At 41.2% G+C, this 17,431-nt stretch carries 14 protein-coding genes; 6 read left to right on the forward strand and 8 right to left on the reverse strand.

Going from position 1 to position 17,431, the window contains the following annotated elements:
• Positions 1–17: 17 nt before the first annotated feature.
• Both AB6N04_RS10590 and gndA read right to left on the reverse strand, forming a co-directional pair.
• A complete protein-coding gene (locus AB6N04_RS10590; RefSeq protein WP_369308267.1) occupies positions 18–1,199 on the reverse strand; it encodes a multidrug effflux MFS transporter in 1,182 nt (393 codons plus the stop codon).
• Between the two features lie 368 nt (positions 1,200–1,567).
• The gene (gene gndA / locus AB6N04_RS10595; RefSeq protein ID WP_369308268.1) at positions 1,568–2,974 is read right to left on the reverse strand and encodes an NADP-dependent phosphogluconate dehydrogenase; all 1,407 of its coding nucleotides are present in this window, start codon (positions 2,972–2,974) and stop codon (positions 1,568–1,570) included.
• Positions 2,975–3,340: 366 nt separating this feature from the next.
• Here gndA and AB6N04_RS10600 point away from each other — a divergent pair, with 366 nt between their 5' ends.
• On the forward strand, positions 3,341–4,924 hold the full coding sequence (locus tag AB6N04_RS10600; RefSeq protein ID WP_369308269.1) for a TerC family protein: 1,584 nt from the start codon (positions 3,341–3,343) through the stop codon (positions 4,922–4,924).
• A 183-nt stretch (positions 4,925–5,107) separates the two neighbouring features.
• Entirely contained in the window at positions 5,108–5,713 is a 606-nt protein-coding gene (locus AB6N04_RS10605; protein WP_369308270.1) for a hypothetical protein, read from the forward strand.
• A 74-nt stretch (positions 5,714–5,787) separates the two neighbouring features.
• On the opposite strand, the gene asmA is transcribed toward AB6N04_RS10605, so the two are convergent.
• The 6 genes from asmA to apbC form a co-directional block, all read right to left on the reverse strand.
• On the reverse strand, positions 5,788–7,626 hold the full coding sequence (gene asmA, locus AB6N04_RS10610; RefSeq protein WP_369308271.1) for an outer membrane assembly protein AsmA: 1,839 nt from the start codon (positions 7,624–7,626) through the stop codon (positions 5,788–5,790).
• 131 nt (positions 7,627–7,757) lie between these two features.
• Positions 7,758–8,339, reverse strand: coding sequence for a dCTP deaminase (gene dcd, locus AB6N04_RS10615; protein ID WP_369312063.1), 582 nt, complete (start codon positions 8,337–8,339; stop codon positions 7,758–7,760).
• A 38-nt stretch (positions 8,340–8,377) separates the two neighbouring features.
• Positions 8,378–9,022 carry a uridine kinase gene (gene udk, locus AB6N04_RS10620; protein ID WP_369308272.1) on the reverse strand — a complete coding sequence of 215 codons (645 nt, stop codon included), beginning with the start codon at positions 9,020–9,022 and terminating at the stop codon, positions 8,378–8,380.
• Between the two features lie 182 nt (positions 9,023–9,204).
• Positions 9,205–10,161 carry a zinc metalloprotease HtpX gene (gene htpX, locus AB6N04_RS10625; protein WP_369308273.1) on the reverse strand — a complete coding sequence of 319 codons (957 nt, stop codon included), beginning with the start codon at positions 10,159–10,161 and terminating at the stop codon, positions 9,205–9,207.
• An 85-nt stretch (positions 10,162–10,246) separates the two neighbouring features.
• Positions 10,247–10,807 carry a LemA family protein gene (locus AB6N04_RS10630; protein WP_369308274.1) on the reverse strand — a complete coding sequence of 187 codons (561 nt, stop codon included), beginning with the start codon at positions 10,805–10,807 and terminating at the stop codon, positions 10,247–10,249.
• Positions 10,808–11,176: 369 nt separating this feature from the next.
• Positions 11,177–12,289 (reverse strand): iron-sulfur cluster carrier protein ApbC, encoded by a 1,113-nt coding sequence (apbC, locus tag AB6N04_RS10635; RefSeq protein ID WP_369308275.1) that lies wholly within the window; start codon positions 12,287–12,289, stop codon positions 11,177–11,179.
• Between the two features lie 472 nt (positions 12,290–12,761).
• On the opposite strand from apbC, the gene metG reads away from it, so the two are divergent.
• The 4 genes from metG to cdd all read left to right on the forward strand — a co-directional run bounded on the left by metG (position 12,762) and on the right by cdd (position 17,348).
• Complete coding sequence (gene metG, locus AB6N04_RS10640; protein WP_369308277.1) at positions 12,762–14,789, forward strand: methionine--tRNA ligase; 2,028 nt, start codon at positions 12,762–12,764, stop codon at positions 14,787–14,789.
• A gap of 306 nt (positions 14,790–15,095) precedes the next feature.
• Positions 15,096–15,563, forward strand: coding sequence for a CidA/LrgA family protein (locus AB6N04_RS10645; protein ID WP_369308278.1), 468 nt, complete (start codon positions 15,096–15,098; stop codon positions 15,561–15,563).
• On the forward strand, positions 15,563–16,258 hold the full coding sequence (locus AB6N04_RS10650; RefSeq protein ID WP_369308279.1) for a CidB/LrgB family autolysis modulator: 696 nt from the start codon (positions 15,563–15,565) through the stop codon (positions 16,256–16,258). The genes AB6N04_RS10645 and AB6N04_RS10650 overlap by 1 nt, the downstream gene beginning before the upstream one ends.
• A 202-nt stretch (positions 16,259–16,460) precedes the next feature.
• Entirely contained in the window at positions 16,461–17,348 is an 888-nt protein-coding gene (gene cdd / locus AB6N04_RS10655; RefSeq protein WP_369308280.1) for a cytidine deaminase, read from the forward strand.
• The last annotated feature ends 83 nt before the right edge of the window (positions 17,349–17,431 follow it).

The raw sequence follows: 17,431 nt of genomic DNA on the forward strand, positions 1-17,431 counted from the left end.
TACCTGCTCTTAAAAAACTAATGAGAACCCACTAATTTTAAGCTAGCTTTTCTCGCCACTAATCCAAAAATACACCCAATCAGCATCACTATTGCCAGAGATAACTTAGGTGCGATAGGTAATGTAATAGCGATAAGGCCTAAGGCGGCTCCCCCTGCCATTTGCACAAATCCCACCAATGCAGATGCCGTTCCTGCTTCATTACCAAAAGGCTCTAAAGCGTAACTCGTTGCAGTACCCATCATAAAAGCCAGCCCAGTACAGGCACAAGCGACAGGTAACATATAAACCAGCCAATGGCTTTGGATCACTTCTGGCAATACAACAAAGCTAAATACCAATCCCAAACAGCCAATTGCCATCATTGAACTTCCCACTAATAAACATGCAGGACGACCAATTTTATGAATAAAATAGTTTGCAATATAACTGGCAAACATGATCCAAAAACCATTAATACCAAAGACAATGGAAAACGCGAGTGGGCTCAGTTTGGCATCCCCCATCAACACTGTTGGGGCAAGGGAAACATAAGTTAGCGCCATTCCCATAGTACCTGCATTCACTAGCGCAAAAATAATAAATTGCCGATTGCCTAAAATTCGGCAATACGTTTTCAACGGAATAATGTTAACTTTTGGTAAGTTTGTTGGCCGTGTCTCGGGCAAAAATAGCCCGATTAACCCCAGTATAATAACCGCATATAATGCTAAGAACCAAAACGGTGCGCGCCAGCCCCAAGCTTCAGCCAACAAGCCACCCAATAGTGGTGCAAGTGCAGGGACAATATTGAGTGTGCCATTGAGAAAGCCGAATGCGCGAGCCGCTTCAGTACCGTTCATACGATCGCGCACGCAACTAAATGCCACAACAGAAGTACAACACACCGCAACGCCTTGTAGCAAACGCGAAGCGATAAACACTGTTGGTGTAGTCGCTGCAATAGCAACACCCGATCCGATAATATAGAGTACCATGCCAACTATCGCGACAGGCTTACGCCCATATCGGTCCACCAGCGGTCCAGAAATCAGTTGTCCCAAACCTAATACTAAAATAAAAAGCGCGATGGTCGATTGAATAATCGATTCGCTGCTACCTAAATCCTTCGCAATATCTGGGATTGTCGGCAGGTATAAATCAATGCCCAATGGGCCAAGTAGGACTAATAAAAGTAATAAAAGCAAAAAGTTACGCATAAAACTATGCCCAGATACCGTGATAAAAAGTGATATAACCCAAAGTTAGATAAATAATTTAGCAGAACGCATTTATCTGTTAACAAAAAAGCACACAAAAATGAATAAACTCATCATTTATCTCTGCTATTTTTAGCGACCTGTAAAAGGCAAAAAAAGCGCTAAATATAGCGCTTTCATGCTGCTGACAAACATAACATGTTTGGCGGCAGGTTGGATAGGTTTTGAAAAAATAAGGAAAATCAATATATTGATTTCCGCCTGATAACACAAAGTGGGAAAAACCACGCTTTTATCCCACTTTGTCAACAACCTCAAGGCGCTAAATATAGCGCCTTCTTGCATCATCGGTAAGGATGAGGTTGGAATTACTCCATCCATTCGGTGTGGAAAACACCGTCTTTATCGGTACGTTTATAGGTGTGAGCACCGAAGTAGTCACGCTGCGCTTGGATCAAGTTTGCAGGTAATACTGCTGAACGGTAGCTATCATAATAAGAAATAGCCGCAGAGAAGGTTGGTGTTGGAATACCATTTTGTACGCCATAGCACACAACATCACGCAGTGCTTGCTGATATTCATCCGCAATTTGCTTGAAATATGGCGCTAACAGTAAGTTGGCAATTTTCGCATCTTGGTTGTAAGCATCGGTGATTTTTTGCAGGAATTGCGCACGAATAATACAGCCTGCACGGAAGATTTTAGCAATTTCACCGTAGTTCAGATCCCAATTGTATTCATCTGACGCGGCTTTTAACTGCTGGAAGCCTTGCGCATAAGAAACAATTTTACCTAAATACAGTGCACGGCGAATTTTCTCAATAAACGCTTTTTTATCGCCTTCAACCGCTTTCAATACTGGCCCCGTTAACACTTTAGAAGCTGCAACACGCTGATCTTTTAAGAAAGAAATATAACGAGCAAAGACAGATTCGGTGATCAGAGTCAGCGGAATGCCTAGATCCAGCGCACTCTGACTTGTCCATTTACCTGTCCCTTTGTTTGCCGCTTCATCTAAAATCACGTCAACCAAGTATTGACCGTCTTCATCTTTTTTCTTGAAGATATCTGCTGTGATTTCAATCAGGTAGCTGCTCAACTCACCTTTGTTCCACTCTGCAAAGGTGTCTGCCAGCTCTTCATTGCTTAGGTTTAATGAACCTTTTAACAGCGAATAAGCTTCAGCAATCAATTGCATATCACCGTATTCGATACCATTGTGCACCATTTTCACATAATGGCCTGCACCATCTGCACCAATATAGGTTACACAAGGCTCACCTTCTGCCTTCGCTGCAATTTCTTTTAAAATTGGCGCAACCAGTTCATAAGCTTCTTTTTGACCACCAGGCATAATGGAAGGACCTTTTAATGCCCCTTCTTCACCACCGGAAACACCGGTTCCAATGAAGTTAAAACCTTGCGCAGATAATTCACGGTTACGGCGGATAGTATCCGTAAATAACGTGTTACCACCGTCAATAAGGATATCACCCTTGTCAAGATGAGGCGTCAGGGAGGCAATTGTTTTGTCCGTTGCTTCACCCGCCTTGACCATCAATAAGATACGACGTGGTTTTTCCAGAGAGTCTACAAATTCTTCAATTGTATAGTTAGGAACGAGGTTTTTCCCTGGATTTTCGGCAATGACTTCATCTGTTTTATCTTTAGAACGGTTAAAGATAGATACTGAGTAACCGCGGCTTTCAATATTGAGCGCAAGGTTACGCCCCATGACCGCCATTCCGACAACACCAATCTGCTGCTTTGACATGAACAACTCCTGTCTGATTAGGACCAAGTCAGCCTTAAAGCGCTGACATTCTGTTAACGGGATCACATATTAACCTAGGATTGTGCAGCATGGTAGTTATTGATGCAATCGATAACGTACACAACACCATTTTTGTCAAGAATTGTCCAACTATCCCCCAAATAATTCGAGTTGCAGGTAGACGACAAGCCAAGATAGACGGCGAGTATAGATAAACGAGGTGACTCGGTGAGCGTTGCGTAATCAACAGCGCTGCAACTTGAAGGATTTCGAGTATAAAGTGAATTTTTATTGATATTTCTTTCAACAAACCGCATTATTCACCAGTCGGTATAAGCCGTCATATCAGAAGGTAAAACAAACTGTATGGAATGGATCGCAGATCCTTCGATTTGGGCGGGCCTCGCTACCCTAATCGTTCTAGAAATCGTTCTTGGTATTGATAACCTCGTCTTCATCGCCATTCTGGCAGATAAGCTCCCGCCAAAGCTGCGTGATAGAGCCCGTGTAACTGGACTTTTATTAGCCTTAGTTATGCGTGTAGTGCTGCTATTTAGCCTGTCATGGCTTATTACCCTAACAAAGCCAATATTAACGCTTTTTGAGCATCCTTTTAGTGCCAGAGACTTAATCATGTTGGTTGGGGGGCTGTTCCTCTTGTTCAAAGCCACTATGGAATTGAATGAGCGGCTAGAAGGTAAAGACGAACACACGAATACTCAGCGAAAGACATCGAATTTCTGGGCTGTTGTTGCACAAATTATTGTGCTTGATGCAGTATTCTCTCTAGACTCTGTCATAACAGCAGTCGGTATGGTTGACCATATCGGTGTGATGATTGCGGCAGTCACGATTGCTATGCTGCTGATGATCTGGGCAAGCAAACCACTGACCAGCTTTGTCAACAACCACCCAACCATTGTCATACTCTGTTTAAGCTTCTTGTTAATGATTGGTTTCAGCTTAGTCGCCGAAGGTTTTGGTTACGCCATTCCTAAGGGCTATCTGTACGCTGCAATTGGCTTCTCGATTATGATTGAAGTCTTGAACCAATTCGCCCAATTTAACCGCCGTAAATTCCTTAAAGGTTCGCGCCCATTGCGTGAACGGACGGCAGAAGCCGTCTTACGTATTTTAAGTGGTAATACCGAAAGAGGGGAACTAGACCCACGGACGTCTGATCTTATCGCAGATAACAAGCCCGTCTTTGATCCGCAAGAGCGTTTGATGATAGCTCGTGTGCTCGGCATGGCACAACGCAACGTTGAAAGCATCATGACTTCACGCCACGATGTGGACTATCTCGATATCAATAAGTCCTCTAGCGATTTATTGCAATTGATGGAGAAAAACCCACACTCGCGCCTTGTGGTTATTGATGAAACGATCAGCGATGAGCCTGTTGGTGTTGTACATGTAATGGACTTAGTGAAGCAGCAACTGCGCGGTAACCCTCTGGACTTACGTGCGTTAATCACTCAACCGCTGATCTTCCCTGAGGGTTTATCACTGTTAAAAGCCCTTGAACAGTTCCGTAAAGCTCATACCCATTTCGCCTTTGTGGTGGATGAATTTGGTTCCATTGAAGGTATCGTTACCTTAACCGACGTGATGGAAACTATCGCAGGTAACCTGCCTGTCGGTGAAGAAGAAAACGACTCACGTCATGATATTCAAAAGCTGGATGACGGGACTTGGATCGCCAATGGCTTTATGCCGTTGGAAGACCTGATCATGTTTGTGCCGATGGAATTGGATGAAAAACGTGAATACGAAACCATCGCTGGCCTCTTAATGGAGCATTTACAACGTGTTCCCGAGGTTGGAGAACAGGTCACCATTAATGGCTGTGTATTCCAACCCCTTGAAGTCAATAGCCATCGCGTAAATAAAGTCCTGATCACCCCTCCATCCGGTGAAGGAGAGGGTTATGAGTATGAAGATGACTAACCACTAATTGCTATTTAATACCGGTCTATCAGGCCGGTATTTTTTTACATACAACTCCATTAAGAAGTAAATAAATCAAACTGATAAAGACAAAAGTGGCATCGTTTTTTAAAAGAAACAAACATTGTAATAATGAATAATTTGACACATTAAATATATCTAACTTTAATAAAAGGTCATGTTATGTCGTTAAAAGTTCAACAATCAAATATCAATACATTTCAAAAAACGAATATTAATCAGAGCGCAAATAAATCACCAAGTAGTGTCGCTAATAAAGCAAGTCACCTGCAAAACAATGCTGAACTCCGCCCTGTAATTGCTGAAAAAGAAATTAGAAATCCAGAGCTTAGACAAATGTCCTCCATGACTAAAGCTCCTTCCATTAAAATTACAACGGAAAAAACAGTTCATAAAAAAGACATCAACGGTCTGAAATCTAGGTTAGCAAACATTGAATCAAAGATTAATCGCATCATAACAAACGATCGTTCAGCTTGGGTACTATCCCCTAATGAAGTGAAAGCAGACTTAGATAAATTAAAAAACTCAATCACACGGTACCAAAAGCTGCTAGATAGTTCTTCATACAACCATGCTAGTTTCAAACAAAAAGAGCTCACGAAACTACAAGATAATGCTAAAAAAACCACCAAGCATCTTGAACTAGCGGATACAGCTTTTAAAACAAAAATAGAACGAAGCAGCAGAGCATATCTTGATAATAAACAAGCCCACATTGATTTTATTAATGGAAACAAGAAGCCATCTAAATTTGATATCCAATAATATTAGTTACTAAGTTAGTTTATACCCAACCATAATGATAGAACCGCCAATTTTCGGCGGTTCTATCATTAAGTCTAAAGCGCATTCAATAACTCATTAAGCCCTTTATTTTCTTCTTTTCTCAAGAAGTTACCAATCGCCTCTTTAGCTTGTGTACGCAGCTCATTGCGCAGTAATTTTTCCACATCAAGTTGATATTGCAAACTATGCCAATTTCCATAAATACGCAGTGGAATATTCATGCCTTGCAGTTGCTGAACAAGGCGTGAATCCCCTGCCCAGCCACCAAAAATATTGACCCCCAAATTCACATCAATAGTTTCATTTGGAATATTTACACGGCCTTGACCTTGAATATTCACCACGTTGGATTTCCCATTCATTGATGAAATATTCATATTGCCTTTATTTAAGTATCCCTTGACGGTAAATAATTCAACTTCTGTATAATTTCCGGTATTTATAGGGGCGTTAATTTTATTGGTCACACGGGAAATAGACTGCTGAATTAATTGAGGAATATTCAAACCATGCAATTTAGCATTTCTAAGTTCAAAATTAATAGGGCCTTGCCATTGGTTTTTCACCGCATAATCGTCATACCCCACCCCCGACAATGCGCCGTTGAGGGAGATAATACCACTTAATTTTTGCGGCATATTGAATGCTTTTAATAACGGTGTTAAGTCAATGTTTTTAAAGTTAGGTTTTGCCGAAACTGTCACGGGTGTCGCACTGTAATTTAGGGTAACAGGTAATGAAAAGTCCCCTCCAAATGCTTTTCCTTCTAATTTAGACACCGTTAAACGCGGTGTTTGATTTTGAGCGCTGATCACCACATCATTGACCGACATACCACGGTAAATTAAATTGCCTACCGTTAACTCTACATCCGCAGTAAATGATTTTAAAACGGACAAGTCATATCGTTGTGTACTCGCTCCAGAAATAACAGGTTTAACACCAACTCGGTTATTATTCGTTTGCGCATCAGAAGTTGACGTTGCAGGTAACGTACCTAACAAATTATCTAAATCGAGTTTTTCAGATGCAAATTTAACTGCCAGTTGAGGAATTTCGCTTAATTTAACGTTGATATCCCCGGTTAGTAGACTTTCATTGGCTTTAATTGATAGATGAGTTAAATTTGCGCTAGGCTCTTGCCCTTTGGTATACAGAAAATCCGTGGTGATTTGCCCTGCGATACCACTTTCGGGTAAGTCTACGCCACTAAAGGTATAGTCAAACTGGGTTAATCGGCCGCTAATCTTTTGGTTAATCGAGGATAAGTCCACATCTGCACGAGTATCAAACACAAACTCCTGCTGATTTTTGTTTAAATTCCCACTGAATTTTACCGCCACTTGTTGATGATTATTTTTTTTCAATGACAGATTAATATTGCGCAAGTTAAACTCATCTTTCGCTGTTTGCCAAATCACTAAACTGTTAGAAATATCAATTTTTTCTATATCTAACAGCCAATGACTCTTATCAACTGACGCTGTTTGAGGCGTTGTTCCCCCGGGCGCAATCGGTGCGCTGCTGTGTGTTTGTGGCTCACTTTCTGGTGTTTTGCGGATCACTGCACCATCAATAACAATTTGTTCAACAGATAAACGATGGGAAATTAAAGGCCAGAGTTCAACATCTAAGCGCATGTTTTCAGCACTTAAAACTGGTTTGGAAGCATTCGGGGCAGTTAAGGAAACAGGGCCTGTGATAATACTTAAGGTCGGCCAAACATGCCAACGCATATCCCCATTAAATTCAAGCTGATAGCCACTTTTTTTCTCTACTTGTTCGACAATATAATGGCGAAAATCATTCGGATTTACCAACATCACCAATGCTGTCAACCCCGCAACGATGACGACAAGTAAAATAATCAGTGTCGTTAAAAAACGTTTCATGCTTCCCTCTCTTAAACTTTGTCTGCGACCATCACCACCGTGAACTCACACCATTGCTTTCCCTAAAAATGGGCAAAAATCACGCTATTAAAATCCATTAATAACGCAATTTTCGCAAAGTTTAGCGAGTATCAGTCTTCACTGATACGGCTACCAACAGCTCCTTGTTGATTTTTATATTTTGCATCTTGGCGACTATTGTAAGGACGGTCCGCACTGCCTGATAACGGCTCAAAACTCAGCGCGCCAATCACCATGCCAGGACGTAATGCTAAGGGTAATTTACCTGAATTATAAAATTCTAATACTATCTGCCCCTTCCAGCCAGGATCAATACGATGCGCTGTAACATGCACCATTAAACCTAATCTCGCGAGTGAAGAGCGACCATCCAGCCAACCGACAAGGTTATCAGGGAGCGTAACAGACTCAAGCGTGACCGCAAGTGCTAATTCCCCCGGATGTAAGAAAAAGGGTTCATCTTCACTTAGCACGATCTCATCACTCATCACACGATCCAGTGCGGCATTCACTTCATCTTTTGGGCCACTTAAATCAATATACGCCGCTGTATGTCCTCGGAAAACACGAAATTGATTTCCCAAACGGACATCTGCGGTCGCACCATTGATCCTTTCAATAGGTGGGCGTGGGCTAATCTCTAATTTACCATCATCCATCCATTGAATAATATCGCGGTCACAAAGACGCATGGCTGTTTCCCCCATCATAATGTTAGTCTCTGCCTTGATTAATCTTGGCAAAATTCCCCGATCTTCGCCTTCAAAATATCAATGGCCACACGGTTTTTACCTCCGCGAGGGACAATGATGTCCGCATACTGCTTTGACGGCTCAATAAACTGTAAAAACATTGGACGAACCGTTTTATTATATTGGTCAATCACGGAATCCAATGTTCTGCCTCGTTCATTTACATCACGTTTAATGCGGCGCATCAAGCAAATATCGAGTGGTGTATCAACAAAAATCGAAAAATCCATCTCACTACGTAGGCGTTTATCGGTTAACAATAAAATACCTTCGATAATAATGACTTTTTTAGGTTTGAATGTAATGGTTTTTTCTTTGCGAGTGTGAGCGACATAGTCGTATTGTGGGATTTCTACTGCTTGACCACTTTTTAGTGATCTTAGGTGTTCATAAAGTAAGCTGTGATCCATTGAATTAGGATGATCATAGTTCACTTTAAGGCGTTCTTCCATTGGCACATCTGCTTGGTCTTTATAATAACAGTCCTCTGGAATAACACCGATATTATGATCACCGACCTTTTCTCTTAATTCACGATATAGCGTGCTGGCAATTAAGCTTTTGCCAGATGCAGAGGCTCCCGATATACCTACAATGGTACAGTGATGCGCTATGTCAGTCATAAAATGATAACCTGGTTAAATATTTTAGAAATGAAAAAGGCATAACATCTAAATGTTACGTTGGCGGGATTATAGGGGGTAATGGCGTGTTGTTCCAGCGTCCCACAACAAAGTTAGCTAAAAAAACGCCATTATTCGATGAAAAACCATCAATCGCCGATCAACGCTTTAGTTTAGTGGGGCTAAAAGGGCTTCTTACCTTCTAATGCAGCAATGCGATTCTCAATAGAAGGATGGGTGGAAAAAATAGAATCCCCTTTATTAAAAATATAGGCCGCTTTACGGTAAGCTTGCCCTGTACTGCTCTCATCATATTCATGGGTTTCATGTTGCCCTGAAATTTTTTTCAGCGCACTGATCATCGCTTGGTTATCAGATGTCAAATCAACTGCCGCCGCATCCGCCATATATTCCCGGGTACGGGATAAATAAAAATACAGAATTTGCGTGATCCATGGCAAAACAAAATTCAATACTAACAAAATCATTTGGGCTTTATTGGCGGCATTATTACGGCTTCGCCCTGCGGTACGGATAAAAATTTGACTAAATAAATTGGTTACAGTCAAAATTACGTTGGCTAAGATCCCCACATACAGAGTCAGTTTCGAATCTCCATGAATAATGTGTCCCACTTCATGTGCCAGAACGGCTTGGACTTCTTGACGGTTTAGTGTTTGTAACAATCCTCGCGTCACCCCAACTAACGCATTACGACTGTTCCAGCCCGCAGCAAATGCATTTGGCTCGTCACTTTCTAAAATATATAAACGAGGAATATAGCCTAAGCTTGCACTTAAACTGAGTTCTTCAATAATATTAACTAACTGTTTTTCTTCTGAGCTAATAGCATTTTCTTGGTTAATTTCTTTTGCATTCATGCCAGCCAACATCATTTTATGACCACGGAAATGAATATAAATCAACCCAAGAAACGTCAAGCCTAACACGATCAAGGTTGCAATTGGCATTTCTTTTAACGTCACAAACGCTATCGCGTTCTGAAGTAAATCTAATTGTTCATTTGGATGAGTAGCAATATCCGCTAATAACCCAATAATAAGCATAATAAAAACATAGCTCATTACCACAAAGCGTGTCCGAATATTATTTTTACGTATGACGTTACGAAAATCCATAAAGTACCCTGTTTTCTATCACAGATAATTATCGGAACGTCCTAAGCTGTTCCGATAATTTTTTCAAATAACAATGAACCAATAACTAGTCGAAATTAATACGGCGAGACTCTTCAGACTTAATGGTATCTTCGTCAAGACGCCAGTATTCTTTCGAAATTTTTAAGCTCGGAATAATGCCAACAATTAGCGCGGCTGGCATAGAAGCAATATAAGCATTATAGGTTTCTAATGAACGGTTATAACCACGTTTTGCAAAAGAAAGTTTATTTTCTGAAGAAACGATTTCTTCTTGTAGATTAGCCATTATTGCATCGGATTTCAGCTCTGGATAGGCTTCAACGGCGACGTTAATCGCACCACTACTCACCATTTTGGATAACGCATCTTCCGCTTCACGTGCTTTATCCCCTGTTGCATTTTGCGCCTGAGTACGTAGTTCAGTAATTTTACTGAATACTTCCGTTTCATGGCTTAAATATTTTTTTACTGTCGCAAGCAAGCTATCAAACACTTTTCCGCGACGATCTAATTGAACGGAAATTTCCGTTTCACTAGAAACTACAGCTTCACGTAATGCCACGATGCGGTTATAAAAATAAATAACGATCAGCACTACTACGACAATAAAAATTAAAAATTTCATAATCACCTTTTAGGGCTTACCCATAGGAAGAAAATTCATCAACACAGATATTCCCCTATTCTACGCGATCATCGTGCAATATAAAAACAATCCACACATAAATCAGAAAAAGAGAAAGTTGATAACCAGTAACTCATACAAATAAAAAGGCTATTTAGTGTTAAACACTAAATAGCCTCAGACTGCTGACAAACATAACATGTTTGGCGGCAGGTTGGATAGGTTTTGAAAATAAACAAGGAAAATCAATATATTGATTTTCGCCTGATAACACAAAGTGGGAAAAACCACGCTTTTATCCCACTTTGTCAACAACCTCAGGCTATTTAGCGTTAATCACTAAATAGCCTACATTTGAATTACTGTAAATTACACAGCACGGAATGAAATTTCCGTTGGGATTTTCTCCCCTTCCCAATACATTAGCGCAGAAATACCAGAAGCGATTTCACGGTAAATATCCGCAAACTCCCCTTCAGGATCACGCATAACAGTAGGTTGACCACGGTCGAGATCTTCACGCAAAGAAATATGCAGCGGTACTTGACCTAACAGTTTCGTGTTATATTTCTCTGCTAATTTTTCTGCACCACCCGTGCCGAAAATAGGTTCGACATGACCACAGTTACTGCAAATGTGTGCGCTCATATTTTCAACTACGCCTAAAACTGGCACATTCACTTTCTTAAACATCACAATACCTTTCATCGCATCAACCAAGGCAATATCTTGTGGCGTTGTGACGACAATTGCCCCTGTTACAGGGATATTTTGTGACAGTGTTAATTGGATATCCCCGGTTCCCGGTGGCATATCGATAACTAAATAGTCCAAATCAGGCCATAAGGTATCTTGCAGCATTTGCATTAGTGCCTTACTGGCCATTGGGCCACGCCATACCATCGCGTTATCGTCAGTGACTAAATAACCGATTGAGTTAGTTGCTAAGCCATACGCCATAATAGGTGCCATATGCTGACCATCTGGGGACGTTGGACGCTCTAACGTTGTACCTAACATATTTGGGATAGACGGGCCATAAATATCCGCATCAAGGATACCGACTTTCGCCCCTTCTTGTGCCAGTGCTAATGCTAAGTTTACAGATGTACTGGATTTACCTACCCCACCTTTACCCGAGCTCACTGCAAGAATATTGCGCACCCCATTAATGCCCGGTAAATCGTTCGCACGTTTTAGTGTCGTTACATTATGACGTAGCTTCCACTCGACAGCGTGAGCGCCTGTGAGTTGTTTTAACTCTGCTGTTTTTTCACTAATCAACGTTTGGAAAGGCCCTTTCCAAACAAATGGCATAACTAATTCGATGTGCAGCACATTATCCAACATAGCACAATGATGTAACGCTTTGATAGAAATCAGATTACGTTGCAGTGTTGGGTGTGTAAATGAAGCCAAAACTTTGGAGACTTGTTCAGTCAGCAGTTCTGGTTTGTTCTGCTCGGGGGATTTATCGTTCATCCCGGCTCCTTTATTTATATTTTTGAACTATAGATATCCTATATCACTCGATAAGCTACCTGAGATTAAATGGATATACTTTGACTGAGGTTAATCATAACAGAGAACACAAAAAATAGTGACGATATCGAAGCGTTATTCTTCATGACTGATTTTTACAGCACAGATAGATCAAAAATAGCGTATTAATACAATTCACTAGATTCAATTTATTGAAATAATTTAAAATATTGCAATACGACAGCCCTTTGGTTTCGATTAATACACATAAAAACTCACCATCAAAAAAATCAGCTCCTAGCCGTAAAAATCAGCAGCAAAGATAAACAGCCCTAGCACGCAAAAGCCTCGAACAGGCAAAAATTTCTTTTTCCAACAAATTTCCAATTAATCCTTTATACCCCTAGCAGCGATGGTTTTGATCGGTTAACATCAAAGACCCTTTTCAAATAATGGAAGTCAGAAAGTTACTATGTCTCAAGTCGCGAATAAATTACTGGTAACCTGTGCGTTACCCTATGCTAACGGTTCAATCCATCTTGGTCATATCCTGGAACACATTCAGGCTGATATTTGGGTCCGTTATCAGCGAATGCGCGGCAAAGAGGTTCATTTTATCTGTGCCGATGACGCGCACGGAACGCCTATCATGCTTAAAGCACAGCAACTCGGTGTGACACCTGAAGCCATGATTGCCGAAGTGAACCAAGAGCATCAGAACGATTTTGCTGGTTTTGCTATTAGTTATGATAATTATCACTCTACACACAGTGAAGAAAATAAAGAGTTATCAGAACTGATTTATGGAAAACTGAAAAATAACGGTTTTATTAAAAATCGCACAATTTCTCAGCTTTTCGACCCAGAAAAAGGCATGTTCTTACCAGATCGCTTCGTTAAAGGCACCTGCCCGAAATGTAAAGCAGAAGACCAATACGGTGATAACTGTGAAGTGTGTAGCGCAACCTACAGCCCAACAGAGTTAATCAATCCACGATCGGTCATCTCTGGTGCAACGCCTGTGATGCGTGATTCAGAACACTTTTTCTTTGATTTACCTGCATTTAGCGACATGTTACAAGCATGGACTCGCTCGGGTGCGCTACAAGAACAAGTTGCCAACAAAATGCAAGAATGGTTCGAATCAGGTTTACAACAGTGGGATATTACCCGCGATGCACCGTATTTCGGTTTTGAAATTCCTGATGCGCCGGGCAAATATTTCTACGTTTGGTTGGATGCCCCAATTGGTTACATGGGGTCATTTAAAAACTTGTGTAGCAAACGTGATGATCTGAATTTTGATGAATTCTGGAATAAGGACTCAAAAACAGACCTTTACCACTTTATCGGTAAAGATATCGTCTATTTTCACAGCCTGTTCTGGCCTGCCATGTTAGAAGGTAGCCAATACCGTAAACCAACTAATCTGTTTGTTCACGGTTATGTTACGGTTAATGGTGCAAAAATGTCTAAATCTCGCGGCACATTTATTACTGCACGTTCGTATTTAGACCATTTGGATGCAGACTGCTTACGTTATTATTATGCGGCGAAATTATCTTCCCGTATTGATGATATTGATTTGAACCTTGAAGACTTTGTTCAGCGCGTAAATAGCGACATCGTGAATAAAGTGGTTAACTTAGCGTCACGTAACGCAGGTTTTATCGCTAAACGCTTTGGCGGTAAATTGTCGGCAAACTTAGCTGAGCCTGACTTATATCAACAGTTTATCGATGCTGCCAAAGTGATCGGTGAAGACTATAACAATCGAGAGTACAATAAAGCTATCCGTGAAATCATGGCATTAGCTGATATTGCTAACCGCTACGTTGATGAGAAAGCCCCTTGGGTCGTGGCTAAGCAGGAAGGTAAAGACCAAGAGTTGCAAGATATTTGCTCAATGGGTATCAACCTATTCCGCATACTGATGACGTACCTGAAACCTGTTTTGCCGGGCCTAACCAAACGCGCCGAAACCTTTTTAAATACTGAACTGTCTTGGGATGAGATTAACACACCATTACTTGACCACAGTGTTGCACCGTTCAAGGCTCTGTTTAACCGCATTGAAATGGCGAAAGTCGATGCGATGGTTGAAGCATCAAAAGAAAGCATCAAGCCAATCCAGCAAGTGACTGGTCCTCTTGCTGACGACCCAATTCAAGATACAATCACCTTTGATGATTTTGCAAAAATTGATCTGCGAATTGCATTAATCAAACAGGCTGACTTTGTCGAGGGTTCCGATAAGCTTCTGAAATTGCAATTGGATATTGGTGGAGAGACTCGCCAAGTGTTTTCTGGCATTCGCTCTGCATACCCGGATCCAAAAGCTTTAGAAGGTCGTTTAACGGTGATGGTGGCTAATCTCGCACCACGTAAAATGCGTTTCGGCGTATCCGAAGGCATGGTGATGGCTGCGGGCCCTGGTGGTAAAGATATTTATCTGCTTAGCCCTGATAGTGGGGCACAGCCAGGTATGCAAGTTAAGTAACACTGATTTGTTATAGAGCCTTTTTAGCCTGTGAAAGTGGAGAGCAAAACTCTCCACTGAGGTTCTTAACTAAGTGGGATAAAAGCGTGGCTTTTCCCACTTTGTGTTATCAGCCGAAAATCAATATATTGATTTTCCTTATTTTTTTAAAACCTATCCAACCTGCTGGCAAACCTAATCGGTTTGCCAGCAGTCTGAGTGGAGAGCAAAGCTCTCCACTTTTTTATTGCCTTTTTATTGTGATCGGTAGCACAATAAAAGCGTTAATTGTATGATGAATAGATGTTAAGCTACGAGGCAACGCTCATGTCATTTAAACAGGTGCTGATAACGGGGTGGCAGTACTTGCGAGCTTTCGCAATACTTTACTTCTGCCTGATAGTCGGAAACCTTATCTCTACCCTACTTCCTTTTGCCATTCCTGGCAGTATTGTCGGCATGTTAATTTTATTTGCATTGCTAGCGCTGCAAATTATCCCTGCTCACTGGGCACAACCCGGATGCAGTATTTTACTGAAAAATATGACCATTCTGTTTGTGCCTATCGGTGTAGGTATCATGAATTATTATGACTTACTGAGTCAGCAGTTGATCCCAATTGTGGTTTCCTGCGTTGTCAGTACCTTAATTGTGATGATTGTTGTCGCCATCAGCTCCAACTATATTCACAAAGAACGCCCTGTCGTGGGGGCTAAACCTGATGAAGTTTCCCTTCCTCCTGAGGATCCTCTTTCTTCGGTGATTAATAATGATAAAACTAAGGGGAAAGATTAATGTTAACGCATATTTGGTGGTCATTACCGCTAACCATTGTGGTTTTTTACCTTGCTCGCAAATTATCTGTAAAATTTAAGCTGCCAATATTAAACCCCTTATTAATGACTATTGCTGTGCTTATTGCCATATTGGTGATGACTAATACACCCTATGAACATTACTTCGCAGGAAGTAAAATTCTGAACGATTTACTGCAACCCGCAGTTGTGGCATTGGCCTTCCCACTGTATGAACAAATGCACCAAATCCGAGCCCAATGGAAGTCCCTATTTAGTATCTGCTTTGCAGGTAGCATAGTCGCCATGTTCAGCGGCGCAGCAATGGCATTCTGGTTAGGGGCAACACCCGATATCGCCGCCTCTGTATTGCCGAAATCCGTCACAACACCGATAGCGATGGCAGTGGCTGATTCAATTGGAGGGATCCCTGCGATTAGCGCTGCTTGCGTCTTGTTTGTGGGTATTTTAGGTGCCATGTTTGGGCACAGTTTATTTGATGTTTTACGTGTTCGTACCCATGCTTCTCGTGGTCTTGCAATGGGAACAGCTTCCCACGCATTAGGCACCGCGCGTTGTGCTGAAGTGAACTATATTGAAGGCGCATATAGCTCGCTCGCATTAATGACCTGTGGAGTGATCACCTCGTTAAGTGCCCCATTTATATTTCCTATCATTTTACATCTTTTTAGCTAATCTTATTAGTTAACTATCCGATTAAATCTGATAAGTAAGAGTGCGCAATTTCTCTTACTTATCACTCGACGGAAAAACATGAGATATATCTCTCATTTAAAGAATTTGTTTCACATGTTTCATTTGATTTAGTGATGTGAATCACATATTGATATATGCTTTATTGAATAGAATAAAAACAATTAAATAGGGAGGGTAACTCATGCATTCACGATTTAAGGCCGCTTGGGCCGAGCTTCCAGAGAAGCTACAATCTGTACTTAGACCTATCATTGATAAATCTGATTTCCCGGGAATGCTAACGGCAGAGCAAGTGCAACATATTAAAGCACAAAGTGGCGTTAGCGACTCTGAACTCGCCTTCTCATTACTCCCTTTTGCAGCAGCCTATGCCGTTACGCCCATTTCCCATTTCCATGTCGGTGCAATCGCTTGCGGTGCGAGTGGTAATTTATATTTCGGCGCCAATATGGAGTTTAGCCATGTCTCAATGGGGCAAGTGATCCACGCTGAGCAATGTGCGATTACCCATTCTTGGATGAAGGGTGAAAAACAAATTATCTCAATCACTGTGAATTACACACCCTGTGGTCACTGCCGCCAATTTATGAATGAATTACGTGAAGGCGGAAAGATTATGGTGCATTTGCCGGGTCGTCAGCCCGCGGTATTACACCACTATTTACCTGATTCATTTGGCCCTGCCGATTTAAACATTGAGACGCTATTACTTGATTCTGTTCAGCATGGTTATAACAACCAAAGTCGTGATCGGTTGTTAAGTGCGGCTATTGACGCAGCTAATCAATCCCATGCCCCTTATAGCGAATCGCATTCAGGTATTGCTGTGCAGCTCAAAGATGGTTCATTGTTTACGGGTCGCTACGCTGAAAATGCCGCATTTAACCCAAGTTTGCCGCCACTGCAAGCTGCGTTAATTATGATCAACCTTGCTGGTAAAGATATTCATGCGATTGAGCAAGCTAAGTTGGTAGAAAAGCAAGATGCAATAGTGAAACAGTGGTGTACTACTGAAAATACATTACGGGCATTGGGTTGCCAGAATATTGAATTAGCTTATTTGGATTAATTTTATATTATTTAAAAATAACGGTTATTACTAATAATATGAATATAAGGCAATAACCGTTTATTGTAACAAGTTATCATAGT

Origin of the sequence: Providencia rettgeri, assembly GCF_041075285.1 — a bacterium.
GTDB classification, from domain to species: domain Bacteria; phylum Pseudomonadota; class Gammaproteobacteria; order Enterobacterales; family Enterobacteriaceae; genus Providencia; species Providencia rettgeri_G.